This is a genomic window from Streptococcus mitis (genome assembly GCF_003943905.1).
GTDB lineage: Bacteria > Bacillota > Bacilli > Lactobacillales > Streptococcaceae > Streptococcus > Streptococcus mitis_BC.
Genome location: NZ_RJNS01000001.1, coordinates 44641 through 68341, shown reverse-complemented (window position 1 = coordinate 68341; position 23701 = coordinate 44641). Strand labels below are relative to the sequence as shown.

The following is a 23701-nucleotide window of genomic DNA, read 5'->3' as shown; positions in this document are numbered from 1 at the left end:
GGTAAGTTACCTTCTCTATTTTACTAAATTGTCTTAAATTTTTCTAAAAATCATTCACTCTCAGGAAGTTGGACATCTGCTACATTTTTTCTCAGCATGAGAATCCCATCCCCGAGCGGAACTAGAGTCGCTGTTAGACCTGGATTGTCCAAAGTTGCGTCGAAAAGTCTTTGCAATCCCTTATAGATTGTGCGCTGGCCACGACGGACTTCCATGATATCCTTGGCAACATCGCCTCCTTGGAAAATATCATCCAAGACAACCACTCCACCGACTTCCAAATGTTTAAGGATTTCAGGTAGAAAGACGATATACTTGGACTTGGCCGAATCCATAAAGACAAAATCATAAGTTTCTGTCAGACTAGATAAAACATCGACTGCATCTCCCTCTAAGAGGGTGATTTGCTTACGACTGTCAAACTGGGCAAAGTTTTCCTTGGCAAAGCCTATCATCTCAGGATTACGGTCAATCGTTGTAATCTTGGCATTTGGCGCATGTTCCGCCATCAAGAGGGCTGAAAAGCCAATAGCCGTCCCAATCTCCAAAATGTTTTTGGGCTGCATGGTTTCCATGAGAAAACGGAAATAAGCGACCGTTTCATGAGGAATGATGGGAATATTTTCCTTGCGAGCAAAAGTCTCCAATTCTTTCAAGGAACCTGTCACCTGCTTTTGACGCTGGCGCATGAACTCTACGATTTCTTCCTTGACGACGGGGCGACGCATATTGTGATTGGCATTTTTACTATAAGACTCTACCATCTTATGCTAATCCCAATTTTTCAACAAGGGCTTCAAACTCGTTCAAGCGACGTTCAAAGACTGCAAAGGCGTCGTTGAGATAGTCTTCCTTCTCCATATCCACTCCCGCTTTTCTCATAACATTGAGCGGATAGTCAGACTTACCAGCCTTGAGGTAGTCGATATAGCGGTCACGATCTGCTTGACTACCATGGACAATCTTTTCAGCCAAGGCTGAAGCAGCTGCAAAACCTGTCGAATACTGATAAACATAGTAGTTATAGTAGAAGTGTGGAATGCGCGCCCACTCGTATTGGATTTGAGGATTGTCTTCCTTGCTGAATCCATAGTACTCTTGGTTCAAGTCAGCGTAGAGTTTATTCAGGAAATCACTTGTCAAGACTTCTCCATTTTGGTCTGCTTGATGGATAGCATGTTCAAACTCAGCGAATTGAGTTTGACGGAAGACTGTTCCACGGAAACCGTCCAAGAAATTATTAAGGATAGCAAAGCGAGTTGCATCGTCTTCCACTTCTTCCAGCAATTTCTCCGTCAAGATATTTTCGTTGGTCGTTGAGGCAATCTCTGCCAAGAAGATAGAGTAATCTCCGTAAACATATGGCTGGGTTTCACGAGTATAGCTAGAGTGCATACTGTGACCAGTCTCGTGTACTAGGGTAAAGAGATTGTCTAGATTATCCTGCCAGTTGAGGAGCATAAAAGCATTTGTATCGTAAGATCCACCAGAGTAGGCACCAGAACGCTTGCCTTGGTTTTCATAGACATCAATCCAACGCTCGCTAAAGGCACGTTTGACACGGCTCAAGTAATCGTCACCCAAGACTGCCAAGGCTTCTTCAGCTTTTTTCAAGGCTTCTTCGTAGGTAAAGCTATAATCTACTGATGAAAGTGGTGTGTAGACATCGTACATCTTGAGATCTGAAATTCCCAAGATTTTAGAGCGGAGTTCAAGGTAACGATGCAAGAGTGGCAAATGCTTGCGAACTGCTGCTACTAGATTGTCATAGACACTTTCTGGAACAAAGTTGGCTGCAAGGGCTGCATGGCGAGCACTCTTATAGTTGCGAACTTTTGCTCGGTAGTTTTGCACCTTAACATTTGTCTGCAAAGTCTTCGCGTAAGTATGTTGGAATTGTTCGTACGTCGCATAGAGGGCTTCATAGGCACCTCGACGCACTTCACGATTTTTAGACTCCATCAAACGGATATAAGTGCCGTGTGAGAGTTGCACTTCCTTGTCCTCATCATCAAGGACGTATGGGAAGCTAATATCCGCATTGTCCAAGATGGCGAAAGTTTCACTAGCAGCGCCAAAGATTTCTCCTGCGCCAGCCAACAATTCTTCCTCACGTTGCGAAAGAACATGGTCTTTCTTTTGCAATAGCTTGTCAAAAAAGTGCTTGTAAACTTGGAGTTTTGGTTGAGCTTCTAGGAAGGCCGCATACTGCTCTTCGCTAATCTCCATAAACTCAGGTTCATAGAATGAAAAGGATTGTTCTAACTGACTGTATAGGGTCATTGCCTTAGCATAGTACTCTTGATACTTGGCTTCACGCGTGTCCTGATCGTTTTTCATATGTGCATAGACATAAAGCTTTTCAACTTGGCGTTCCAAGTCAAGTGAGAATTCTGTAATCTCAAGCAAACTGTCCGCGCTGTCCAAGAGATGCCCCTCATACTGGGTTGCTGTTTGTACTTTTTCAGTTAAATCTTTCAAGGCTTCTTCCCAAGCCTGATCTGTTGGGTAGATCGTTGAAAGATCCCATGTATCTTTTTCATTTATTTCATGTCGTTGTAATACCATAAGATTCCTCCATCCTTTCTATTTTACCACATTTTTTGAGAAATATAAGTGATAAAAGGCTGGTGGATAGAGCTTTTGGCGATTATTTTTCGGATTTTTTTGATAGTAAGCCTGAAAATTTCTATAATAGCTAGCCAAATCCGTTTCAATCTGCAAAAAATCACCCGATTCTATCGGCTTGACTTGAGGATACCAGTCGTCTAGTTGACGGTTTAATAGATTGTCTCCTTGATGATAGGCTTCCTCCTGCTTCTTCATCCAGTAAGGCGTTTGGTAGTATAGTTGTTGGCGAATGTAGTGACAGATAGTTGAATCTTGGGCAACCGTAAAACTAGGCAGTTTTTGTTTTTGATAGGGGAATCGTAGAATTTCCAAGAGATTTCCTTGGCCATAGGGAAATTCCTTGACTTGAAAACGAAGCTTGCCACGTAGGTCCTGATGTAAAAGATATTTAAGTCTCAAAACTTGCTTTTTGAGATCTAGTTCCCAAACAAAGAAACCCATATTTTGACTAAAATAAAGAAATCCCCTTTGCAATTGTGTTAATCGCTCCTTTAACCAGAGTTTTTCTCCCAGTAGCCAGATAACCTGATAGCCCTGGCTGCGGTATCCTTGACTTCTATCGCCTAAAAGCTTTTGAGACAAGGGACTGCACTGAACCTCCAGAGCTAGTTTCTCATTGACGAGAACATCTGCTATCTGCTGAATCTCGGGCAGACTATATTCTAAGGCGACTTGATTGTCCTTCTTGACCCAATGATAAAGGGCCTCTTTATTTCCCAAGTGTTCTGGACTTTCATTCTCGAAAATAGCAATACAATCTCTTAACCTTTCATGGGCAAAGTGCGTTCGAATACTCTGTCCTTGGCGTAATCGTAGTCCACCACCACAGGCTGGACAAGTATAAAGCTGCTTAGTTACGTCTTTTTCGAGGGCATTCACCAAATTCCCCTTGGCATCTCTGGCTACAAACATGGTCTACCTCCTTTTCTTTTCTATTCGAAAAAGAAGCAAAAAGACTGGAATTCCAGTCTTTCATAATACTATTTCTTATCTTTTTTGTCTCTTAGAATATTTTTTTAGCATGGGAATGAGATTGGGGATCTGCTCACTCCTAATGACCAGCACGCCGTATTCTTGGCAGCGATTGGCATAAACAGGATTGATTTTCCCCGTACAGACAATTAGCTTGAGGCAACTCTCCCCAGCAAAATGATTGGCGTAGACTTCTAGTTCGTTGATGGCTTCAACTGATAAATCTGTCATTTTGCAGGAGATGAAGGTAATCGAGCGCCCCTTTCTCAGAATGACATCAATCTCATTTTGGACATTATCTGCCTCTGGAAAGATGCCATTCCAATCAATCTCACCACCTATCATGCATTCATCAAACAGCTGAGATTCGAGCGCCAAGAGATATAGATACACCTCTAAAATATGCCCTTTGTTGCGACAAAAGACTTGGGCTTCTTGACTTGGAAAGCTGTAGCTTACTCGCTCCTTGTCCTCACTTTCAATACGAAGCATCCCCGCTTCCACTAGTAAAGGGATGAGGGATTCTGGATAGTGATAATACTTGCCGTTGTTTTCCAGTATCTTTTCAGTTTCAGCATGCAGATCATTGGTCTTTGCTAGAGAGAAAAATTGGGTCACTTGATACCAGTGGGCTGGATTGGTAATAGCCGAGCTGGCTAGTTTTTTGATGGCTGAAATTTCTTGAACTGAGTGGATAGGGCATTTTGACTTGAGCATTTTTCCACCACGCAAGGCTATCAACTGTTGGATGCTTAGGGTAGGAATGTCCAAATCTTCTTTTTCCAACTGACCAGCTACCCATTTGTATTGTTTTCCCCGCTCGACATCCATGGCAACGATGGGAAGGTGGCGATCCAAGCCGTATTGATAGAGGGATAAGGCTAGTAGCGAATCTCCTCCAAAAACATCAAGAAGGACTTGGTCGTAACCTGCTAGGCAATAATCTAACTGGTCCGCTAGTTGTTCTAAGGATAGCTGACGAAAGGTCACTCGTTGGATATGGGGGACTTCATCCAGGATAAAATGGCGCAGTGAAAGTTTATCGTTATTACTTATTTTCGTCAAAGATAGAAAGAGAATCTCATCACAATCACTGACAAAGGCTTGGTAGACATTCTTTTCCAATACATGCCGATCATACAGTTCCACCAAAAGACTCGTCATTCGACCACCTCCATCATCTACAACTGCTTGCGCTGAGAGTGACAGCAATACAGCTCTACTGCTCAGATTTCCTACTTCTAGTATAGCATAAAATTCTGTTCGCCCCAATCAACCAACGCAAACAAAAACGAATAGAAATCTTGCAAAGTGGTCTCTATTCGTTTGTAAAGATTTGATCTACTTGATTTTCTTAGCTAGCATGGTCGCAAAGCGTAGTTGAATCCGATTGCCATTTTCATCACGACGGTGCAGATGTCCTGGATTTTCATTATACTTAACCAATTCCCAATCCTTGTAGTAGTTTGCCAGTTCCCCTTCTTTAAAGGTGAATGGGAAGTTCACTGAGCAAGGATAATCCTCTGTATCCATGGCACAGACGATGAGGTTGTAGCCTCCAACAGTAGTTTGCTCCTGCATATTTTGGATAATAGCTGGAATGCGGTCTGCTTGTAGAAACATCAGAACAACTGTCGATACGATAAAATCATAGACTTGGCTAATGCTGGCTGAATTGATATCGTAAAGTCCGACAGGCATGTCTAGATCCTCTTGTTCTACGATGCTTTGCAAGATTTCAAGGGACAATTCATTTTGATCCACAGCTGTTACATCAAAACCATTCTGTGCGAGAAAGAGAGAGTTACGTCCTTGACCACAACCCAAATCCAATGCTCTTCCTGGTTTTACCGTTTGAATGGCCTCTAGGACTTCTGAATGGACTGGATTGGTATTGTATTTCTTAGGGAAATAATCCTCAGGTTTACAATAAAATTCCAAGTACCATTCTACATCATCTGTCGCAGCTTCCACTCGGTGCCAGGCTTGCGGTTGCGCCATAGGGTTGTCTGCACCTGCCTCAAAGAGGTGCTCAGCTAGAACTTCCCCTTCTTCGGTCAATTCAATAAATTTGAGGGCTCCTTTTACAACAGTAATCTTGCCCCAAGTCCCGACCTTGGTATTATGCTTTTGCTGAACAGCTTCAGGCATGGTCTGTTTATTCCACAAGGGCATCCGTTTATAGGCAATTAATTTTTCCATTTTACTTCCTCTTCTTAACGCTGGTTGACAGTTTTCATGACACGCGCGATGTCGCGGTTTTGTTCACGACGCTTGATTGACTCCCGTTTGTCATAGTCATGTTTCCCTTTGGCAAGTCCTAAAAGGAGTTTTGCGTAGCCATCTTTGATATAGACTTTAAGGGGAACAAGGGTCATTCCTGTCCCTTTGGTCTCTTGTTCCAACTTTTGGATTTGTTTCTTATGGAGTAAGAGTTTTCGACGGCGTTCCGGTTCCTGGTTCCAAATATTGCCCTCTTCGTAAGGCGCGATATGGACATTGCTCAGCCAGACTTCACCATTTTTTACTTGAGCAAAGCCGTCCTTGAGATTGATTCGAGCAGCTCGAACACTCTTGATTTCAGTTCCAGTCAGGACCATCCCTGCCTCTAGCGTATCTACGATTGTATAGTCGTGGCGCGCCTTTTTATTTTGTGCGACGACCTTTCCCTCGCCCTTTGCCATGCTTGGCTCCTTTCTTAGCTACTTCCTTGTAAAAAGGTTTCTTTCCCTTTTTCTTCTTGTCTTTTTGTGAATGCTTGCGCTTATCATTTGAGCGTCCTGATTTTCTCTTATCTTCCTTCTTATCTGAACGACGATTTGAACCACGCCCTCTGTCTTTGCGCCCAGCTTGTTTCAAGCCTTTTTCGATGACATCAAACTCACTTGGGATATAAGAGAAGTCAATCTCACCTGTCATCTTATCCGCTCTTTCAACTCGAATGCGAATCTGCTGTCCTACACGGAAAGTTATGCCCGATTTCTCCCCACGGAGTGTCAAGTCACGCTCATTGAAATGATAAAATTCAGGAAAATTAGTGATGTGAATCAAGCCTTCAACCGTATTTGGCAATTCGACAAAAAGACCGAACTTGACAATGCTGGATACAACTGCATCGTACTCTTCACCAACGTATTCTTCCATGTACTCAGCTTTTTTCATGGCTTCAACTTCACGCTCCGCCTCAATGGCACGACGTTCACGGTTGGAAGACTGGGTCGCAATCTCTGGAATCACTTGTTCAAAATGCTCTGCTATTTCCTTGGAACGCCCATAGTCGCGAATCATCCGATGGACTAGAAGGTCAGGATAACGGCGAATCGGGCTGGTAAAGTGAGTGTAGTAGTCAGCTGCTAGTCCATAGTGACCGTGATTGTGCTCTGAATAGTGAGCTTGTTGCATAGAACGGAGAAGCATCATGGACAATACATCCGCATACGGTTCTCCCTCAACAGCACGCATGATGTCTTGAAGGGCCTCCTGGCTAATCTCACTGGCAGTTCCATAAATTCGCAAACCAAAACTAGAAGCGTAATCAATAAACTTCTGAACTTTTTCAGCCTTGGGCTCCTCGTGAATCCGATAGATAAAAGGTAGATCCAGCTTGCTAAAGTGCTCGGCAACCGTTTCATTGGCAATCAACATGAAGGACTCGATCATCCGCTCGGCAACACCACGCTGACGAAGGACGATATCCACAGGCTTGCCTTTTTTATCCACTAAAATCTTAGCTTCATTGGTATCGAAATTGAGGGCACCACGTTTCTCACGCATGCTTTCTAGCGTTTCATGAAGCTTGGCCATGAGCTCGATACTAGGAACAATTTTCTTAAACTCTTGTCTTTTTTCTTCGTCACCTGCTAGGATATCATTGACAGCGCTATAGGTCATACGGAAACTTGTCTTGATAACTGTTTGTGTAATGGTGTAATTAACCACACGACCATGTTTATCAATTTCCATAATAGCAGACTGGGTCAAGCGGTCTACTTGAGGATTGAGAGAGCAGATGCCATTTGACAGACGTTCTGGAAGCATTGGCACCACTCGGTCTGTCACGTAGACAGAAGTCGCGCGGTTAAGAGCTTCCTTGTCAAGGGCAGAACCCTCGGTCACATAGTAGGAAACATCCGCGATGTGAACTCCGAGTTCTAGATTTCCATTTTTCAAGGCTTTGATATGAACCGCATCGTCCAAGTCCTTGGCATCCGCACCATCAATGGTAAAGGTGATTTCATCTCTCAGGTCCAGACGACCTTCCATATCCTTTTGAGACGGAGCATCTGGCACACTTTCTGCCTCCTTGAGAACAGCTTCTGGAAATTCTGAGACAATATCCATGGATTCCAAGACTTCAAGAACGTCAATCCCAGCATCAGTCGAGTGTCCCACCACGTCCAGCACACTAGCGACAAAGAAATCATGTTTCTTACTTGGGTATTTGTCTATGAAGACCTTAAGAACTTCAGTACCTTCCAACTTGATAGCCGGTTTCTTCACATAGATCGGTTGGCTGATTTTTTGATTTTTTGAACGGATGTAACCCGCATACTTAGGTTTTTCCTGATCTAGAACGATTTGGCCGACAACTGTTGTCAGGCTGTGTTCTAGAATATCGATAATTTTGGCTTCGGCAGCTGTTCCCTTGTTGCGGTCAGCAACTTTCTTGATAACGACCTCAACGGTATCGCCATCAATGGCATAGTTGACATCGTTTTTTCCTACAAAAAGGTCGTCCTCTTCGCCTTCTAGACTGACAAAGCCAAAGCCATTCTTATGGGCATGAAAAATCCCTTTGAGGGTAATTTCATGTTTCTTCTTTTGGTCCAGACATAAACTACCATCATCTTCAAAACGAATCTGGTGCTTTCTTTCCATCAGAGACAGGGTTTTAATCAACTCACGGAAATCCTTGGACCCATCCTTTCCGAGAGCCTGAGCCAGGTCATTTACTGTCACTCGCCCCTTCTCTTGCAAATATTCTTTAATTTTATCTTTCATGTTTTCTTTCTAGATTTTTATAATTTCTTTTGATTGATAACTTTAGAAGTGTCATTAAAAATAAAAATAGGCAAAGACCTAGTCCTGCCCATTTCTTATCTACTTGATAATACCGTCAATGCTAAGGCAATGGCTAGCCAGAAAAAGACTAAAATACCTGTCAAACGTTGCATCACGGCTTCAAAACCACGCGCTTTACTACGTTCAAACAAATCACCTGAGCTGGCATCAAATACATTGCTGGATTGGTTCTTAGTTGGTTGCATGAAAATCGCAATCACAATCACAACAGATAATACTAATAAAATGGTTAATAATAGGTTGTACATATCAAACTCCTTAAAATCCCTATTATTTTACCATAAATTCTACTTAGATTCAAGATGTAGGGTTACTTTTCTTTCCTTGGGACAATACTTTAAAACCTCAATCTTGTCTGGATGGGTTTTGGAGTTTTTACTGGTTAGGTAATTAATACTGCCACAAGAGGAGCATTTGAGATTAATTTTTACTCGCACTAGATTTCCTTTACTTTTAATAATGATCTAAATTGAACTAAGTTGTATAAACAACTAAGAGCCACACAGGCTGCTGTCGCATAAAAAACAGAGTGGTAGCCAAATTGCCCTGCTACTGCTGAACCAGTCATGGGACCAACAACACCCCCAAGGTAGAAAAAGACTTGGTTAAAGGCAAAAATTCTTGAAATACCTGATTTTGGAGTCATTTTGCTGAGAAGAGCATTGACCCCCGGTATCAGAGCACCCGTTCCCAAACCAAAGAGAAAACGATACAAGCCAAGTTGAAGGGGGCTGGTTGCATGGGCACAAAGAAGGTAAATGATGACGGAATAAATCTGCGCTGCAACTAAAAGTCTATGATTTCCCACCTTATCTCCTAGTTTTCCCATCACTCCAGCACTCATCATGCTAGAAAATCCCATACTGGATACGATCAAGCCCGATACAAAGAGGAGATTTTCAGTCTGCCCTAAGTCCCGCACATAGAGAGCCAGGATAGGACCAATTGATTGAGCTGAAAATTGAATGACAAAGCTGGTTAAAAACAAATTAATCAAAAGATGAGAGTGTTTAATAGAACTAAACAACTCTTTTGTTGGTATTGCCTTCTCCTTAGCCACTGGTCGAAAATCTTCCTTGATAAAGAAAATGGTTAGGATTGCAGCTAAAAATAGGAAAGCACCCACCAATAAAAAGACATTGCGAATACCAAAAATTTCAGCAATCAAGCCACCTACAAAGGGGCCGGTTAGGGTTCCAGCTACTACTCCAGTTGATAAAGTCCCCAAAGCATAGCCAGACCTATCCTTGGGGACTTGACTGGCTATTAAAGCTGTCGCATTCGGTACGAAACCTGTAAATACGCCATTTAGTAATCTAAGAAAGATTAACCAATAGATATTCGGCACGAATGCCAAACCTCCCATAGTGATGGTCATGGCAAGGCCAGCTCGAATCATCATGGGTTTACGACCGTACTTGTCAGCAAGAATACCCCAGATAGGAGAAATCAAAGCTGCTGAAACAGCCGAAACTGAGATGGCTAATCCAGCATAGAAAGCAACTTGGTCACTCTCGATTCCCAACTGCTCTACAAAGATAGGCATAAAAGGGACGACCAAGGAAATACTGGCTCCCGTTAGAAAACTACCGAACCAGGCGACACGAAGATTATCTTTCCAACTAATCCCTTGCACAGCTATCGCCTCCTTCAAGTAACTTCACTACTTGCCCCACAAGCTGGTCACGACTGCCATTATTATCTAATATATGACTCGCCAATTTTTTCTTTTCTTCTAAAGACCACTGAGCTGCCAGACGGGACTCTGCTACTTCCTTAGAAAGATGATCCCGTTTCATGAAACGTTCTAATTGGATATCATAGTCCACATAGACCAGCCACGTTTCATCAAACCAGTTGGCATATCCCTGTTCAAAAAGTAGGGGAATATCCATAAAAAAGATAGCTTCTGTCTGGGCTAACTGATCTCGCAATGTTGCCAGTTCCTCACGAATAATCTCTCCTTGTGTTTGCTTAGACCATTCCTGCTCCTCAGGATTTGAAAAGATGAGACTAGCTAGAAGAGGACGATTGAGTTCTCCATTTTCTAAGAGAATTTCCTGTCCAAAATGCTGAACTAAGACCTGATATAGACGCCCACCATGTCTTTGTAGCTGATGGACAAGTCGGTCAGCATCTACCACTTGAAAGCCTTGCTCTCTTAGGAAATTTGTCACAGTTGACTTCCCAGAGGCAATTCCTCCTGTGATTCCAATGATTTTTCCCATCAGTTCCTCCTTTGACACTGAGGACAAAAATGAGTTCCACGTCCACCAAGCTGGATTTTCTCAATGATGGTACCACAGCGTGAACATGCTTGACCAGTCCTATCATAGACCTGATGAAAATCCTGCATGGTTCCGTCTTCCCCAAAGGCATTTGTATAGGTTCGAATGGTTGAGCCCCCTTTTTCAACAGCCTGTCCCAAAACAGCAATGGTCTGGTCATGAATAGCTGACGCTTCTTCTGATGTTAAACTCTGAGAAGATCTAGCTGGATGGACCTGAGCCCGCCAGAGGACCTCATCCACATAGATATTGCCAAGACCAGCTACCAAGGTTTGGTCTAGGAGATGGGATTTGATAGGCTTTTTAGACTTGGATAGGGCAGCTTGAAAGACCTGCAAATCAAAGTCCTGCTCTCTTGGCTCAGGCCCTAGTTTTTTAGAAACAAAGTATGCTTCCAATAGGTCTGGCGCCAGCAGTTCCATGGTGCCAAACTTGCGCACATCCTCATAAACAAGCGTTCCCCCGTCCTCAAACTGGAAGAAAACATGGGCATGCTTGCGTTCAGGAACCTGGTCCGGATAGTAAAAATACTTGCCCTCCATCCGCAGGTGGGAAAGCAAGACCTTATCTGTCAGGTAAAAAAGTAGATATTTTCCACGGCGCCCCATGGACTCAATTACTTGGCCAGGCACTTCCTTTCGAAACTCGTCCAAATCTGTCTTGATCATCTTGGGATAAGCAATCTCTATATTAGAAATCTTCTTTCCCAAAATCAATTTTTCTAAGCCACGACGAACCGTTTCAACCTCTGGTAATTCAGGCATCGTTCCTCCTTCTGTAAAAACAAGAAGCAGGCATGAGCCCACCTCTACTTAGTATTCTTTTTCATTATAGCCAAAGTCAGCCAAATCTAGCTTTTTATCACGCCAGTTTTTCTTGACCTTTACCCAAGTTTCTAGGAAAACCTTGTCCCCTAGCATGAGTTCGATATCTCTACGGGCCATGGTCCCAATTTTCTTGAGCATAGCGCCACCTTTACCAATGACAATCCCTTTTTGGCTGTCGCGCTCAACCATAATAGTAGCTCGGATATGAACCTTATCCGTCTCTTCGTCACGCTTCATAGAGTCAACCACTACTGCGACTGAGTGTGGAATCTCTTCACGAGTTAGGTGCAGAACTTTCTCACGAATCATTTCTGAAACCAAGAAACGCTCTGGGTGGTCTGTGATTTGATCAGCTGGGAAATACTGGAAACCTTCCTCTAGATTTTCACTAAGGATGTCAATTAGACGAGAAACGTTATTTCCCTGAAGGGCTGAGATAGGAACAATCTCCTTAAAGTCCATTTGGTTACGGAAGTCATCAATCTGAGCCAGAAGTTGGTCTGGGTGGACCTTGTCAATCTTATTGACCACCAGAATCACTGGAACTTTGGCAGCTTTCAGGCGCTCGATGATCATATCGTCCCCCTTACCACGCGCTTCGTCAGCAGGAACCATGAAAAGAACAGTATCCACTTCACGAAGGGTGCTGTAGGCAGATTCCACCATAAAATCTCCAAGAGCTGTCTTAGGTTTATGAATTCCTGGTGTGTCGATAAAGACAATCTGCTCCTTATCCGTGGTGTAAATCCCCATGATTTTATTGCGCGTTGTTTGCGCCTTGTCACTCATGATAGCAATCTTTTGCCCCATGACGTGATTTAAAAAGGTTGACTTCCCAACATTGGGACGTCCTAAAATGGCTACAAAGCCTGATTTAAATGTCATAATTTCCTCTTATTGTTTAAAATAGTAAATCCCAAATCCGTGGGAGAAAGATAAGTGCACCAATCACTGCGGCAAGAAGGGAAACCACAAGTACGGCTCCTGCCGCCATGTCCTTTGCTTTCTTTGCCAACATAGAAAAGTGATAGTGACTGGCTAGATCAACCACATTTTCGATAGCAGAGTTAATAATTTCAAAGGCTACTACCAAGAAAATGCTCATCAGGAGAAAGAGCCATTCGATCCGTGACACCTGAAAAACAAAACCTGCAAGGATGACCACTAGAGCCGTCACTGCATGTTTTCGCATATTGCGTTCTTCCTTGATTGCAGTCAGAATTCCTGTAAGTGCAAATTCTAAACTGGATACCAGGTCACGATTTTTCCATTTTCGTTTATTGTCTTGTGAGTCCATAGGCTGTTAAAATTTCTTCTTGTAAACCGAACATCTCCGCTTCTTCTTCCGGAGTGTAGTGATCGTAGCCGTTAATATGTAAAAAGCCGTGTACCGCCAAGAAGCCCATCTCACGCTCAAAGCTGTGACCGTATTCCTCAGCCTGCTCATGCGCTTTATCGATAGAGATGAAAAGTTCCCCAATGTAGGCATCAAACTCAGACATCATTTCTGCCAGTTCAGGATTATAAAGCAGATCTTCCTCATCAAAGGAAATGTCCAATTCTGGTTTATACTCAAGGCTGATGACATCTGTCGGACGATCCGTATCACGGTACTCGAGGTTGAGTTCGTGGCTACGCTCATTGGTCACAAAAGTAACTGCCATCTCCTTGTCTTCTTTTCCTATTTTTTTGGCTGCAAATTCCAAGATTTCTTGGGTTTGTTGCAAAATTTCTTGTGAAACTTGACCAGTTTCATCCACCATTTCAATATACATGTACTTCTCGATTCTCTTTACTTGGCTTTATTATACCATATTTCTATGATTTTATTCTACCTTTTTGATATAATACTATGGAATACAATCACAAGGAGAGAACGATGTCATTTGACGGATTTTTTTTACACCACATGGTTGAGGAATTGCGAAGAGAGTTGGTCAATGGTCGCATCCAGAAAATCAATCAACCTTTTGAACAAGAATTGGTCTTGCAAATCCGCAACAATCGCCAAAGCCATCGCCTGCTCCTCTCTGCCCATCCAGTTTTCGGACGCATTCAGCTAACCCAAACGACTTTTGAAAATCCTGCCCAGCCTTCTACCTTTATCATGGTTTTGAGAAAGTATTTACAAGGCGCCGTGATTGAGTCGATTGAGCAAGTCGAAAACGACCGTATCGTGGAGATCACCGTTTCCAATAAAAATGAGATTGGAGACCATATCCAGGCTACATTGATTATCGAGATCATGGGCAAACACAGCAATATTCTCCTCGTGGATAAAAGTAGCCATAAAATCCTCGAAGTCATCAAACACGTTGGCTTTTCACAAAATAGCTACCGCACCTTACTTCCAGGTTCGACCTATATCGCTCCACCAAGTACCGAGTCTCTCAATCCTTTTACTGTCAAGGATGAAAAGCTCTTTGAAATCCTGCAAACACAGGAACTAACAGCAAAAAATATTCAAAGCCTCTTTCAAGGTTTAGGTCGTGATACGGCAAACGAACTGGAAAGTCTATTGGTTAGTGACAAACTATCCACTTTCCGTAACTTTTTCAGTCAAGAAACCAAGCCATGCTTAACAGAGACTTCTTTCAGTCCAGTTCCTTTTGCGAATCCTGTAGGAGAGCCTTTTGCCAGCCTTTCTGACTTGCTAGACACCTACTATAAGGACAAGGCTGAACGGGACCGCGTCAAACAGCAAGCCAGTGAACTCATTCGACGTGTTGAAAATGAACTTCAGAAAAATCGACATAAGCTAAAAAAACAAGAAAAAGAGTTACTAGCGACAGACAACGCTGAGGAATTTCGCCAAAAAGGAGAATTGTTGACAACCTTCCTCCACCAAGTGCCTAATGACCAAGATCAGGTTATCCTAGACAACTACTACACCAATCAACCTATCACTATTGCGCTTGATAAGGCCTTGACTCCCAGTCAGAATGCTCAACGCTACTTTAAACGTTACCAGAAACTCAAAGAAGCTGTCAAATACCTGACTGAGTTGATTGAAGAAACCAAGGCAACTATTCTCTATCTGGAAAGCGTGGAGACTGTGCTCAACCAAGCAGGGCTGGAGGAAATCGCTGAAATCCGTGAGGAATTGATCCAAACAGGCTTCATTAGAAGACGCCAACGCGAGAAAATTCAGAAACGCAAAAAACCAGAACAGTATCTGGCGAGCGATGGCAAAACCATTATCTATGTCGGTCGAAACAATCTTCAAAACGAGGAATTGACCTTTAAAATGGCCCGCAAGGAGGAACTTTGGTTCCATGCCAAGGACATTCCTGGAAGTCATGTCGTCATCTCAGGAAATCTTGACCCATCTGATGAAGTTAAAACAGATGCGGCGGAACTGGCTGCCTACTTCTCCAAAGGGCGCTTGTCAAATCTCGTGCAAGTGGATATGATTGAAGTCAAGAAACTCAACAAACCAACTGGTGGAAAACCTGGCTTTGTAACCTACACAGGACAAAAGACCCTCCGCGTTACACCAGACCCAGAAAAAATCGCATCTATGAAAAAATCCTGATTTCAAGTGAATTCAGGATTTTCTTTTACATTTTACTCTGCAATCAAGGTTTCCAAACCAACCTTCATCATATCGGTGAAGGTGTTTTGGCGTTCTTCTGCAGTGGTGTCTTCATCTGGATTTACCAAGCTATCAGAAATGGTCATGATAGCAAGTGCATCGACGTGGTGTTGGGCAGCAAGATAGTAAAGGGCTGCCGCTTCCATTTCCACAGCCTTGACTCCCCATTTACCAAGCTCGATGTTCTTTTCAAAGTAGTTTGAATAAAAAACATCTGATGACAAAACATTCCCAACGTGGGTGGTCATACCGAGTTCTTTGGCAATATGGTAGGCCTTGTCTAGCAAGTCAAAACTAGCGATTTGTGGGAAATCATACTGTGGCCAGTCGTTGCGGATGATGTTTGAGTTGGTTGCAGCTGCTTGTGCCAAAACCAATTCACGGACGTGGACATCTTCATTCAAAGAACCCGCAGTTCCCACGCGGATCAATTTTTTCACACCGTAGTCCACAATCAACTCGCGCGCATAAATCGAAATAGATGGCATTCCCATCCCAGTTCCCATGACAGATACACGGTGACCCTTGTAAGTACCAGTGTAGCCAAACATGTTACGCACTTCATTAAAACAAACAGCATCTTCAAGGAAATTCTCCGCAATAAATTTCGCACGAAGAGGATCCCCAGGAAGAAGAATTTTATCAGCAATTTCACCCTGCTTAGCAGCAATATGGATAGACATAGTTAAGATATAAAGGGCGACAGAGAACAAAGTAAAAATAGGAAACTGACGACGCATCACAGATGCTAGACAGTTTATCTTTTTTACACAGTTCTCCGCCCGTATTCAGTTCAGCAAATACGGTTTCCCCATCCTTTCTTTTATTGTTATGAAAAGTTTTCCGCTCGTGTTCAAATTTGAACACTTCGCTCTACCTTTCTTTATTGTATATACAGGACAGGACAGCGACAGAGAACAAAGTAAAAATAGGAAACTGACGACACATCGCAGATGCTAGACAGTTTATCTTTTTACACAGTTCTCCGCCCGTATTCAGTTCAGTAAATACGGTTTACCCATCCTTTCTTGATTTTAAATTTAAATATTTCGCAGAACAGTTAGCCCGAGTTTGACTATAACTCAGATACTCTGCCTTTCTGTAATTCCTAGTTTACCAATGAATCTAAAAATGCGTACAGTTTTGCATTCATTTCAGAGTAATCGTTTCTACGTAATTCTTCTGGTGTTTGAACGAAAGTGAACTTTTCACTTTGCTCTCTTAATTGCTCCTCACCATCCGCAGTAATTAAGAGTTCTACTGCTTCGGGATCAAATTCCAAATGAGCCTGAAAGGCATAATGTTTTGGACTGAAGCGAATAATCTGACGTGGACAACCTTGACTGGTCGCAAGAACAACAGCATCCTCTGTCAGCCCTGGCATATCACCGTGCCAGTGGCCGGTTTCTAAGGTTTCTCCGAACAAGCTGACATGAGGATCTGTTAGACCTTCCATCGTCAATGTCACAGGATAAACGCCGATCTCGCGCTCTGGACTATGTTCATACTTCGCACCATAGGCAACAGACAAGAGCTGAGCACCAAGACAGACACCAACGATATAGATATCTGCGGCAATTGCTTCTTTCATAAAAGCAAGCTCAGCCTCAGGGTCATAGTATGGGAAGTTTTCTCTATCCTCATCAGGTGATTGAGGACCACCCATGACAATCAGAAAATCAATCCCGTCAATTGTTTCAGGAAGAGGTTCTTTTTCATAAACCTTTGTTGATGTAATGTGATGGCCTCGTTCCAGAGCCCATTTTAGATAAGCACCTGGAACCTCAAATGTCTCATGTAAAATAAAGTGAACTCTCATGACATTACAATTCAGCAATAATAGCTTTAAGCAAGCCTTTGAAGTCACCTTTGACACGTTCAGTCACTTCTACAACCTCTTCATGATTGAGTTCTTCTTGGAAACCTGCAGCATGGTTAGTGATACATGAAATTCCTAGAACTTTCATGCCAGAGTGGGCTGCCACAATAACTTCAGGAACTGTAGACATACCAACTGCATCTGCTCCCAATGTCTTATAGGCACGAATTTCTGCAGGTGTTTCATAAGTCGGACCTGTTACACCAATATAGACACCTTCATCAAGCTTGATACCAAGTTTTTTAGCCACTTCATGGGCAGTTGTACGGTATTCTGGTGTGTAGGCTTTAGACATATCTGGGAAACGTGGACCAAAATCATCCAAGTTTTCACCCATCAATGGGTTTTGCCCCGTCATATTGATATGGTCTGAGATAGCCATCAAGGTACCAGGACCAAATCCAATACCTCCAGCTGCATTAGTTACAATGACACCTTCACATCCGAGAACTTTCATCACACGTACTGGGAAAGTCACGACTTCAAGAGGATTTCCCTCGTAGAAATGGAAACGACCTTGAAGAGCCAAGACTTTTCGACCTGCAAGTTCTCCATATACCAATTTACCAGCGTGACCGACTACTGTCGAACGGCCCCAGTTTGGAATCTCAGCATAGTCTACTACAACTGGTTTCTCGATTTCTTCCGCCAATTCTCCAAGACCCGATCCAAGGATTAGACCGAACTCAGGCGCTTGGATTCCCTTGTCTTTCAGGAAAGTAGCTGTTTCCTTGATCTTATCTAAAAATGTCATTGTGTGTCTCCTTTATTATTTTTTAACATTTGACCGATTTTGTCAAAGGTTTTGGCATTGCGAATGGTGATGTGGCGATAAAAAGGCATCTTGAGCAAGTACTTATGATAGGCAGTTGCATAGTAGGATTCCTCAGAGAATTTCCCCCAGAAAATCCCAAGTCTTCCAAAATGAACCACTTCATCTTTCAGTTCTAAACTATCAACTGTCGCTATGACTTGATCCACATCCAAGCCCTCCGTGTAAAAGAGGACATCCTTTCGTGCCAAATCTTTGGTCCACCAATCTGGCAGATTCTTCAGCTCTTCTTCATAATCTTCCTGACTCAGCAAAGAAAAGCTCTGAATAAATGGATAATGGACTTCAAAGAAAGCCTCTAACTTTTCAACCAATCGGGCTTTAGGATCTGTCGAAGTAAAGAAAATATTGCCACTGTTGATGTAGGTTTCAACTTTTTCCAGTCCCAACTCTGCCAATTCTTGACGAAGATCCGCCATGACAACTTTATTTTTCCCACCGACATTAATGCCCCTTACCAGTAAAGCGTGTCGCGTCATCTTATACCAATTTATCTAAGAAACTTTCCCCAATCATGGCAGTTTCAACACCAAAGTTATCCGCAACTGTCGCTGAGATATCTGCAAAATGTCCAACTGGAATGACACCATTTCCCTTAAAAGCAGGGCTGTAGGCTAAAAGTGGAATATATTCGCGAGTGTGGTCTGTTCCTGCATAGGTTGGGTCATTTCCATGGTCCGCAGTAATCAAGAGAAGGTCGTTCTCTCTCATGGCTGCGATAATTTCAGGCAAGCGTTCATCAAACTCATGCAAGCAATCACGGTAACCATGAGCATTGCGGCGGTGGCCGTAAAGAGCATCAAAGTCAACTAAGTTTGTGAAGGAGAATCCTTTTTCAAACTCAGCAAGTCCCATGGTCTTCAATAATGTATCAATTCCGTGGCTGTTTGACTTGTTGTGGCCCATGTCATGATTGATACCAGCACCGTTAAAGATATCGTTGATTTTACCAACAGCATAAGTATCGATACCTGCTTCATTGAGTTTATCGAGAACAGTTGGAGCAAATGGTGAAACTGCCAAGTCACGACGGTTTGCTGTACGAGTGAAGTTACCTGGCTCACCTACATAAGGACGGGCAATGATACGACCTAGAAGAGCGGGGCGCTCAAGGGTAATCGAACGCGCGTATTCACAGATACGGTACAATTCATCCAAAGGAATGATATCTTCGTGGGCAGCAATCTGCAAAACTGGGTCAGCTGAAGTATAGATAATCAACTCCCCAGTTTCCATTTGACGTGGTCCAAAGTCATCGATAACAGCTGTTCCTGAGTATGGTTTATTGGCTTCACGAATGACCTTGCGTCCTGAAAATTCTTCGATTTTTGTCAAGATTTCTTCTGGGAATCCGTTCCAGAAAGTATCGAAAGGCTCTGTAATGTTGAGTCCCATGATTTCCCAGTGTCCCGTCATAGTATCCTTACCAAGTGATACTTCTTCCAATTTTGTTGCATATCCTGTTGGGTTGCTTTCTGCTGGAACAGTCTTCAACGGTGTTTCACGAGGAATATTTCCTAGACCGATTTTAGCCATGTTTGGCACATTCAAACCAACTGTTTTTGAAATGTGTCCCAGTGTGTCAGAAGCTCCATCTGGAACCCCTGCATTGACAAAGTTATTGGCATCTGGCGCAGCACCGATTCCTACAGAATCCAGTACTACCAAGTGAATACGATTAAATTTTGACATAGTCTGTCTCCTTTTATTTCCCTTTTGTTGAAGTTAAAATCTGAACCCCGTCTCGTCCAGCAACGATGACCTTATCCACCATTTGGTTGAATAAGCCATGCTCTACGACACCAACGACATGGTCTAATTCTTGTCCGAAAGCAATTGGGTCTTCGATGACTTCCAAGGCTAGATCAATGATAAAGTTTTGCATATCGGTCACAAAACGTTGGCCGTCTTTTTCACGGAAACTTGGTTTGTAGCTAGCTCGCTCAAAACGACGAAAGACCTGTTCTGCGCCATACTGAACCACTTCCACAGGCAATTTAAAAGCACCTAGTTTTTCTACTAGTTTGCTTTCATCAACAACCCAGATGTATTCTTTAGATGGAGTTGCAACAACCTTCTCCATGAGAAGGGCGCCCCCACCACCTTTGATTCCATTAAACTGGCTATCTACTTCATCCGCCCCGTCAACCGTCACATCAACAAAGTCTACTTGATCAATCGACTTGAGCGGGATATTAAGACCTTCTGCCTGTTTACTGGTCACACCGGAAGTCGTCACAGCTGTAATCTGCAATCCTTCTTCCTTAATCCGACGACCGATTTCTTCGACAAAATAATAGGCAGTAGAACCCGTTCCCAGTCCGACAACCATCCCATCCTTGACAAACTCAGCAGCCTTGATACCTGCCATCTTTTTCAGACTCTCCACTTAAACACCTCCAATATAGAGCTACTTTTATTATAACATGTATCCGTTTTTATTTCATGAATACACTTGAAAAACCCGAACATTTTTATTTCGGGTTTTGGTGTCCTATTTAACCATATCAGGATCGTAATCATAGAATCCGGTATCGAGGAAACGATTTTTGGGATGGAGCTTGCGCACTTCCTCATCCAACAAGAAGGCTTGGTCATGACTAAAGTTGCCCTCATGGATCAAGCTACGCGCTTGGATAAAGAGTTTAGCAATCTCAACAAAGTTCTGACCAGGAGTGTAGAGCCCTTCTAGTTTCCAGTGAGTAAAGCCATGCTCCACCAACTCAGTCAATTTGGTCATCAGATCAAGGTCATTGTTGGCAAAGATATGGGTACCATGATTATCTTCAAAGATGGAATAATGGCTCTCTGGATCACTTGGTTCTGCCAAGAAGAGGTCACGCTTACGTGTCTTTTCATCATCGATATGCGTAAAGTTATAGTAGTTTTGTAAGAGCGGACGCTTAGAATGGTGAATGACACTAGCGCCATAAACCAACACTTCAGCAGGAATTTCCAAAATCTCTGGCATCTTGAAGAGTTCAGCAGATGGAATTTCACGCGCCAAAACTGCCTCAGAAGCTCCTGCCTTTTGGCCCCAGAAGTTAATCTGACGACTGCTTGTCACCATAGTTGAAGCATCGTAGATCGTCTTGAAGGAATAGCCATCACGGTTGACCACATAAAAGACACCTGCATCTCCTACTGTAATATAGTCTGTCTTGATTTCTTCCAAGAAGTCTAGGAAGGGCTTGATACGGTCCATCATATCTTGGTGCATGAGGGCGTTGACTGCAACAATCAATTCCTTACCCGCATCATGAACGAGCTTAGCGATGGTGCGCAACTCTTCATAACTAAAGGTCGTTGGCAGACGAAGGCCAAAATCTTTCTCACCGACATAGATACGGTCTACGCCAGCTTCGAGTAGTTGTTTAACTTGTTCAATACTTTCAGCAGTTGCTGTAATAATAATCTTTTCCATAAGGAAAATTATACCACAATTCTCAAAAATCAGCTATGAATACTAGGAATTTTATAAAAAGTCAAAGTCTTTTTTAAAGTTTTCAATCAAAAAAGTGAACAGTAACCAGTACCGTCCACTCTCTTTTTTATGCATGTGTTTTTTCTACTAGGTGACCATCATTCATAACATAGATACGGTCAACCTTATCAAGAAGGCGTGTATCATGTGTAATCATGACAACTCCTCTACCTTGTTCGTGGGCAATGGCAGCCAACATTTCCGTTACTTGGTAAGCACGCTGAGTATCTAGACTGGCTGTCGGCTCATCTGCCAGCACGATGCTTGGATTGTTATAAAGCGCTCTAGCAATGGCCGCACGTTGACGTTCGCCACCTGATAAAGCCTTGGGATAATGATCTTGTACCTTTTCCAAATCCAACAAGTCAAGTAACTCTTTTCGATCACTTTTACTATTTTTTCCCTTATCCAGTCTGTCAATCAAATCCAGCTGTTCCTTGACCGTTAGAAAAGGAATTAAGTTTGAAGCTTGTAGAATAAAGCCAAACTCTCTAAAACGGAGGTCTGTTTTCTCCTTCTCCGTCAAACTTCCTGTTTCCTTCCCCTTTACCAAAATCTTTCCACTCGATGCTTCCTGAAGTTGTCCTAGAGTCGTTAGAAAGGTCGTCTTTCCAGAGCCTGAAGGTCCAACGATAGCCACGAACTCTCCCGCATTTAGCTGAAAATTCGTCTCATGCAGGGCCACGACTTTCATCTTTCCCTCCCCGTACGTTTTTGTCACTTGAGTCATTTCAATCAATGCTGTCATACTATTCTCCTTATCACTCTGCAATCGCAGTAATCGGGTCCACCTTTAACAAGCGTGGAAGTGAAATGACACCACCTAGAAGGGCCATCAAGCAAATTACCAAACTTAGGACAGAGTAGGCCATCCAACTTGGGTAGAAAAAGAAGGTAGCTGGTAAGACTAAAATCACTCCACCAATTGCCAGCAAGGCTAAAGCAATCCCCATACCAGCTAGGAGGAAGATTTGACAGAAAAGAGACCATACAATGGTTTTGATCTGTATTCCCTGAGCCCGCATTATTCCATAAAGTCCTAGTTTTTGAATGGTAATGATATAAACAAAAATCCCCACAATCAAGCCTGTGATGACAATCATAGCGAGAATCATCCCTGAAAATACATTCACCTGAGGTGTGTAACCAGGAATTTTCGAAATCATTTTGGGAATAGAAATCTGTTTCAGTCCATCGCCAGCCACTTCTATATCATTTTTCAATACCAAGGCAGAGATGGAACGATAGGCTTTCAAGGTTCCTTGTAAGGTCCAATAAGTTGACAGACTCGTAAAGACAACAGGCTCGGTGAAAAATTTATTACCTTGAGTCAGGCCTACAATCTTGTAACTTGCCTCACTTCCATTCAGCTGAATGGTGTCACCTAGTTTGATTCCATAGTTCTCAAAGGACTGATCCACGACAACCTCATCATCCTCCTCAGGATACCGTCCCTCCGTCAAACTAGGAGAGATAAAAGAGTCCCACTCTTGAGCAAAGATGGAAACATTGACTTTTTCACTATCATCGACTAGATTGGTCACAGCGAACATATAGCCCAGAGGAGCAGCATCTTTAGAACTCTTCTCCTTGTAGTCCTTTTCAGGAATAAAAGATGCCGTCAAATTATCATTGGCGTAGTCAGATAAAACCACACCCGTCGCTTGCCAATTATCAATCGCAGCCCGGTTGTTTCGCACAAGACCAAGAGCTAAACTGGTCATAAAAAAGACCATAAAAGCGATAAGAAAAATGGTAGTTAGAATCAAACTATATCGAAGTTTGTTTCGCACTATTTCTTTGATAGCAAGATACATGCTTATCTCCTTTAACGTTTCCCAGAGGTAGCAAGAAGGCCACCCAATCCAATAGACAGAATTTCTGTCTTTTCATCCATTCAAAACAACTCCTACCTCTTTTACAAAGAATCACGGTAGCAACTCAACAAATTATCTTAGGAAAAGCACTTGCTTGCTATCAATTTATATAAGTTATCCTTTCCTTTCTCAGTATATCTATAATAGAGAAGGTCGGGGCATCTGTTTTAAGTGTAACATCCATGCTATCACTTTCTCTAGTGGGTGTCAAGAAGAGTGACTTAGAAGATGATA

General features: G+C 42.8%; 25 protein-coding genes. 1 reads left to right on the top strand and 24 read right to left on the bottom strand.

Going from position 1 to position 23701, the window contains the following annotated elements; translation table 11 throughout:
* Positions 1-50: 50 nt before the first annotated feature.
* The 15 genes from D8854_RS00385 to ybeY all read right to left on the bottom strand — a co-directional run bounded on the left by D8854_RS00385 (position 51) and on the right by ybeY (position 13575).
* Positions 51-764 carry an O-methyltransferase gene (locus D8854_RS00385; protein WP_125448908.1) on the bottom strand — a complete coding sequence of 238 codons (714 nt, stop codon included), beginning with the start codon at positions 762-764 and terminating at the stop codon, positions 51-53.
* Position 765: 1 nt separating this feature from the next.
* On the bottom strand, positions 766-2568 hold the full coding sequence (gene pepF, locus D8854_RS00380; protein WP_125448906.1) for an oligoendopeptidase F: 1803 nt from the start codon (positions 2566-2568) through the stop codon (positions 766-768).
* An 18-nt stretch (positions 2569-2586) separates the two neighbouring features.
* Positions 2587-3543 (bottom strand): competence protein CoiA, encoded by a 957-nt coding sequence (locus D8854_RS00375; RefSeq protein ID WP_125448904.1) that lies wholly within the window; start codon positions 3541-3543, stop codon positions 2587-2589.
* 75 nt (positions 3544-3618) lie between these two features.
* Positions 3619-4767, bottom strand: a complete 1149-nt coding sequence (locus tag D8854_RS00370) for a DUF1887 family protein (RefSeq protein WP_125449667.1) — start codon at positions 4765-4767, stop codon at positions 3619-3621.
* A gap of 177 nt (positions 4768-4944) precedes the next feature.
* Complete coding sequence (tehB, locus tag D8854_RS00365) at positions 4945-5805, bottom strand: SAM-dependent methyltransferase TehB (RefSeq protein WP_125448902.1); 861 nt, start codon at positions 5803-5805, stop codon at positions 4945-4947.
* Positions 5806-5819: 14 nt separating this feature from the next.
* The gene (gene smpB / locus D8854_RS00360; protein ID WP_125448900.1) at positions 5820-6287 is read right to left on the bottom strand and encodes an SsrA-binding protein SmpB; all 468 of its coding nucleotides are present in this window, start codon (positions 6285-6287) and stop codon (positions 5820-5822) included.
* Complete coding sequence (gene rnr / locus D8854_RS00355) at positions 6250-8604, bottom strand: ribonuclease R (protein ID WP_125448898.1); 2355 nt, start codon at positions 8602-8604, stop codon at positions 6250-6252. Before rnr ends, smpB begins: the two co-directional genes overlap by 38 nt.
* 95 nt (positions 8605-8699) lie before the next feature.
* Entirely contained in the window at positions 8700-8933 is a 234-nt protein-coding gene (gene secG, locus D8854_RS00350) for a preprotein translocase subunit SecG (protein WP_000282517.1), read from the bottom strand.
* A 39-nt stretch (positions 8934-8972) separates the two neighbouring features.
* The gene (gene rpmG, locus D8854_RS00345; RefSeq protein ID WP_001809104.1) at positions 8973-9122 is read right to left on the bottom strand and encodes a 50S ribosomal protein L33; all 150 of its coding nucleotides are present in this window, start codon (positions 9120-9122) and stop codon (positions 8973-8975) included.
* Positions 9122-10321 carry a multidrug efflux MFS transporter gene (locus D8854_RS00340; protein WP_125448896.1) on the bottom strand — a complete coding sequence of 400 codons (1200 nt, stop codon included), beginning with the start codon at positions 10319-10321 and terminating at the stop codon, positions 9122-9124. The genes rpmG and D8854_RS00340 overlap by 1 nt, the downstream gene beginning before the upstream one ends.
* Positions 10308-10913, bottom strand: a complete 606-nt coding sequence (gene coaE, locus D8854_RS00335; protein ID WP_125448894.1) for a dephospho-CoA kinase — start codon at positions 10911-10913, stop codon at positions 10308-10310. The genes D8854_RS00340 and coaE overlap by 14 nt, the downstream gene beginning before the upstream one ends.
* Positions 10913-11737: a DNA-formamidopyrimidine glycosylase gene (gene mutM / locus D8854_RS00330; protein ID WP_125448892.1), complete on the bottom strand. Its 825-nt coding sequence runs from the start codon at positions 11735-11737 to the stop codon at positions 10913-10915. The genes coaE and mutM overlap by 1 nt, the downstream gene beginning before the upstream one ends.
* A 48-nt stretch (positions 11738-11785) precedes the next feature.
* A complete protein-coding gene (gene era, locus D8854_RS00325) occupies positions 11786-12685 on the bottom strand; it encodes a GTPase Era (RefSeq protein WP_125448890.1) in 900 nt (299 codons plus the stop codon).
* Between the two features lie 16 nt (positions 12686-12701).
* The gene (locus D8854_RS00320; protein WP_061409093.1) at positions 12702-13097 is read right to left on the bottom strand and encodes a diacylglycerol kinase family protein; all 396 of its coding nucleotides are present in this window, start codon (positions 13095-13097) and stop codon (positions 12702-12704) included.
* Positions 13078-13575: an rRNA maturation RNase YbeY gene (gene ybeY / locus D8854_RS00315; RefSeq protein ID WP_125448888.1), complete on the bottom strand. Its 498-nt coding sequence runs from the start codon at positions 13573-13575 to the stop codon at positions 13078-13080. The genes D8854_RS00320 and ybeY overlap by 20 nt, the downstream gene beginning before the upstream one ends.
* Positions 13576-13679: 104 nt before the next feature.
* On the opposite strand from ybeY, the gene pavA reads away from it, so the two are divergent.
* The gene (gene pavA / locus D8854_RS00310) at positions 13680-15335 is read left to right on the top strand and encodes an Rqc2 family fibronectin-binding protein PavA (protein ID WP_125448886.1); all 1656 of its coding nucleotides are present in this window, start codon (positions 13680-13682) and stop codon (positions 15333-15335) included.
* Positions 15336-15367: 32 nt separating this feature from the next.
* Here the strand turns inward: pavA and deoD are convergent, their stop codons facing one another.
* The 9 genes from deoD to D8854_RS00265 all read right to left on the bottom strand — a co-directional run bounded on the left by deoD (position 15368) and on the right by D8854_RS00265 (position 23407).
* Positions 15368-16078: a purine-nucleoside phosphorylase gene (gene deoD / locus D8854_RS00305; RefSeq protein WP_000022080.1), complete on the bottom strand. Its 711-nt coding sequence runs from the start codon at positions 16076-16078 to the stop codon at positions 15368-15370.
* Positions 16079-16503: 425 nt separating this feature from the next.
* Positions 16504-17214: a type 1 glutamine amidotransferase gene (locus tag D8854_RS00300; RefSeq protein ID WP_125448884.1), complete on the bottom strand. Its 711-nt coding sequence runs from the start codon at positions 17212-17214 to the stop codon at positions 16504-16506.
* Positions 17215-17218: 4 nt separating this feature from the next.
* On the bottom strand, positions 17219-18028 hold the full coding sequence (locus D8854_RS00295; RefSeq protein WP_125448882.1) for a purine-nucleoside phosphorylase: 810 nt from the start codon (positions 18026-18028) through the stop codon (positions 17219-17221).
* Positions 18025-18585 (bottom strand): DUF1697 domain-containing protein, encoded by a 561-nt coding sequence (locus D8854_RS00290; RefSeq protein WP_125448880.1) that lies wholly within the window; start codon positions 18583-18585, stop codon positions 18025-18027. The genes D8854_RS00295 and D8854_RS00290 overlap by 4 nt, the downstream gene beginning before the upstream one ends.
* 1 nt (position 18586) lies before the next feature.
* Complete coding sequence (locus D8854_RS00285) at positions 18587-19798, bottom strand: phosphopentomutase (RefSeq protein WP_000033118.1); 1212 nt, start codon at positions 19796-19798, stop codon at positions 18587-18589.
* Between the two features lie 13 nt (positions 19799-19811).
* Entirely contained in the window at positions 19812-20495 is a 684-nt protein-coding gene (rpiA, locus tag D8854_RS00280; protein ID WP_125448878.1) for a ribose-5-phosphate isomerase RpiA, read from the bottom strand.
* A 105-nt stretch (positions 20496-20600) separates the two neighbouring features.
* Positions 20601-21530, bottom strand: a complete 930-nt coding sequence (locus tag D8854_RS00275; RefSeq protein ID WP_125448876.1) for a peptidase U32 family protein — start codon at positions 21528-21530, stop codon at positions 20601-20603.
* A 127-nt stretch (positions 21531-21657) separates the two neighbouring features.
* Positions 21658-22338: an ABC transporter ATP-binding protein gene (locus D8854_RS00270; RefSeq protein ID WP_000125743.1), complete on the bottom strand. Its 681-nt coding sequence runs from the start codon at positions 22336-22338 to the stop codon at positions 21658-21660.
* Between the two features lie 13 nt (positions 22339-22351).
* Positions 22352-23407, bottom strand: a complete 1056-nt coding sequence (locus D8854_RS00265) for an ABC transporter permease (RefSeq protein WP_125448874.1) — start codon at positions 23405-23407, stop codon at positions 22352-22354.
* Positions 23408-23701 lie beyond the last annotated feature (294 nt).

Bases quoted from the DNA above. Each gene is read 5' to 3' on its own strand.
- D8854_RS00385 (WP_125448908.1), bottom strand. From the start codon at position 764: ATGGTAGAGTCTTATAGTAAAAATGCCAATCACAATATGCGTCGCCCC.
- pepF (WP_125448906.1), bottom strand. From the start codon at position 2,568: ATGGTATTACAACGACATGAAATAAATGAAAAAGATACATGGGATCTT.
- D8854_RS00375 (WP_125448904.1), bottom strand. From the start codon at position 3,543: ATGTTTGTAGCCAGAGATGCCAAGGGGAATTTGGTGAATGCCCTCGAA.
- D8854_RS00370 (WP_125449667.1), bottom strand. From the start codon at position 4,767: ATGACGAGTCTTTTGGTGGAACTGTATGATCGGCATGTATTGGAAAAG.
- tehB (WP_125448902.1), bottom strand. From the start codon at position 5,805: ATGGAAAAATTAATTGCCTATAAACGGATGCCCTTGTGGAATAAACAG.
- smpB (WP_125448900.1), bottom strand. From the start codon at position 6,287: ATGGCAAAGGGCGAGGGAAAGGTCGTCGCACAAAATAAAAAGGCGCGC.
- rnr (WP_125448898.1), bottom strand. From the start codon at position 8,604: ATGAAAGATAAAATTAAAGAATATTTGCAAGAGAAGGGGCGAGTGACA.
- secG (WP_000282517.1), bottom strand. From the start codon at position 8,933: ATGTACAACCTATTATTAACCATTTTATTAGTATTATCTGTTGTGATT.
- coaE (WP_125448894.1), bottom strand. From the start codon at position 10,913: ATGGGAAAAATCATTGGAATCACAGGAGGAATTGCCTCTGGGAAGTCA.
- mutM (WP_125448892.1), bottom strand. From the start codon at position 11,737: ATGCCTGAATTACCAGAGGTTGAAACGGTTCGTCGTGGCTTAGAAAAA.
- era (WP_125448890.1), bottom strand. From the start codon at position 12,685: ATGACATTTAAATCAGGCTTTGTAGCCATTTTAGGACGTCCCAATGTT.
- D8854_RS00320 (WP_061409093.1), bottom strand. From the start codon at position 13,097: ATGGACTCACAAGACAATAAACGAAAATGGAAAAATCGTGACCTGGTA.
- ybeY (WP_125448888.1), bottom strand. From the start codon at position 13,575: ATGTATATTGAAATGGTGGATGAAACTGGTCAAGTTTCACAAGAAATT.
- pavA (WP_125448886.1), top strand. From the start codon at position 13,680: ATGTCATTTGACGGATTTTTTTTACACCACATGGTTGAGGAATTGCGA.
- deoD (WP_000022080.1), bottom strand. From the start codon at position 16,078: ATGTCTATCCATATTGCTGCTAAGCAGGGTGAAATTGCTGATAAAATT.
- D8854_RS00300 (WP_125448884.1), bottom strand. From the start codon at position 17,214: ATGAGAGTTCACTTTATTTTACATGAGACATTTGAGGTTCCAGGTGCT.
- D8854_RS00295 (WP_125448882.1), bottom strand. From the start codon at position 18,028: ATGACATTTTTAGATAAGATCAAGGAAACAGCTACTTTCCTGAAAGAC.
- D8854_RS00290 (WP_125448880.1), bottom strand. From the start codon at position 18,585: ATGACGCGACACGCTTTACTGGTAAGGGGCATTAATGTCGGTGGGAAA.
- D8854_RS00285 (WP_000033118.1), bottom strand. From the start codon at position 19,798: ATGTCAAAATTTAATCGTATTCACTTGGTAGTACTGGATTCTGTAGGA.
- D8854_RS00275 (WP_125448876.1), bottom strand. From the start codon at position 21,530: ATGGAAAAGATTATTATTACAGCAACTGCTGAAAGTATTGAACAAGTT.
- D8854_RS00270 (WP_000125743.1), bottom strand. From the start codon at position 22,338: ATGACAGCATTGATTGAAATGACTCAAGTGACAAAAACGTACGGGGAG.
- D8854_RS00265 (WP_125448874.1), bottom strand. From the start codon at position 23,407: ATGTATCTTGCTATCAAAGAAATAGTGCGAAACAAACTTCGATATAGT.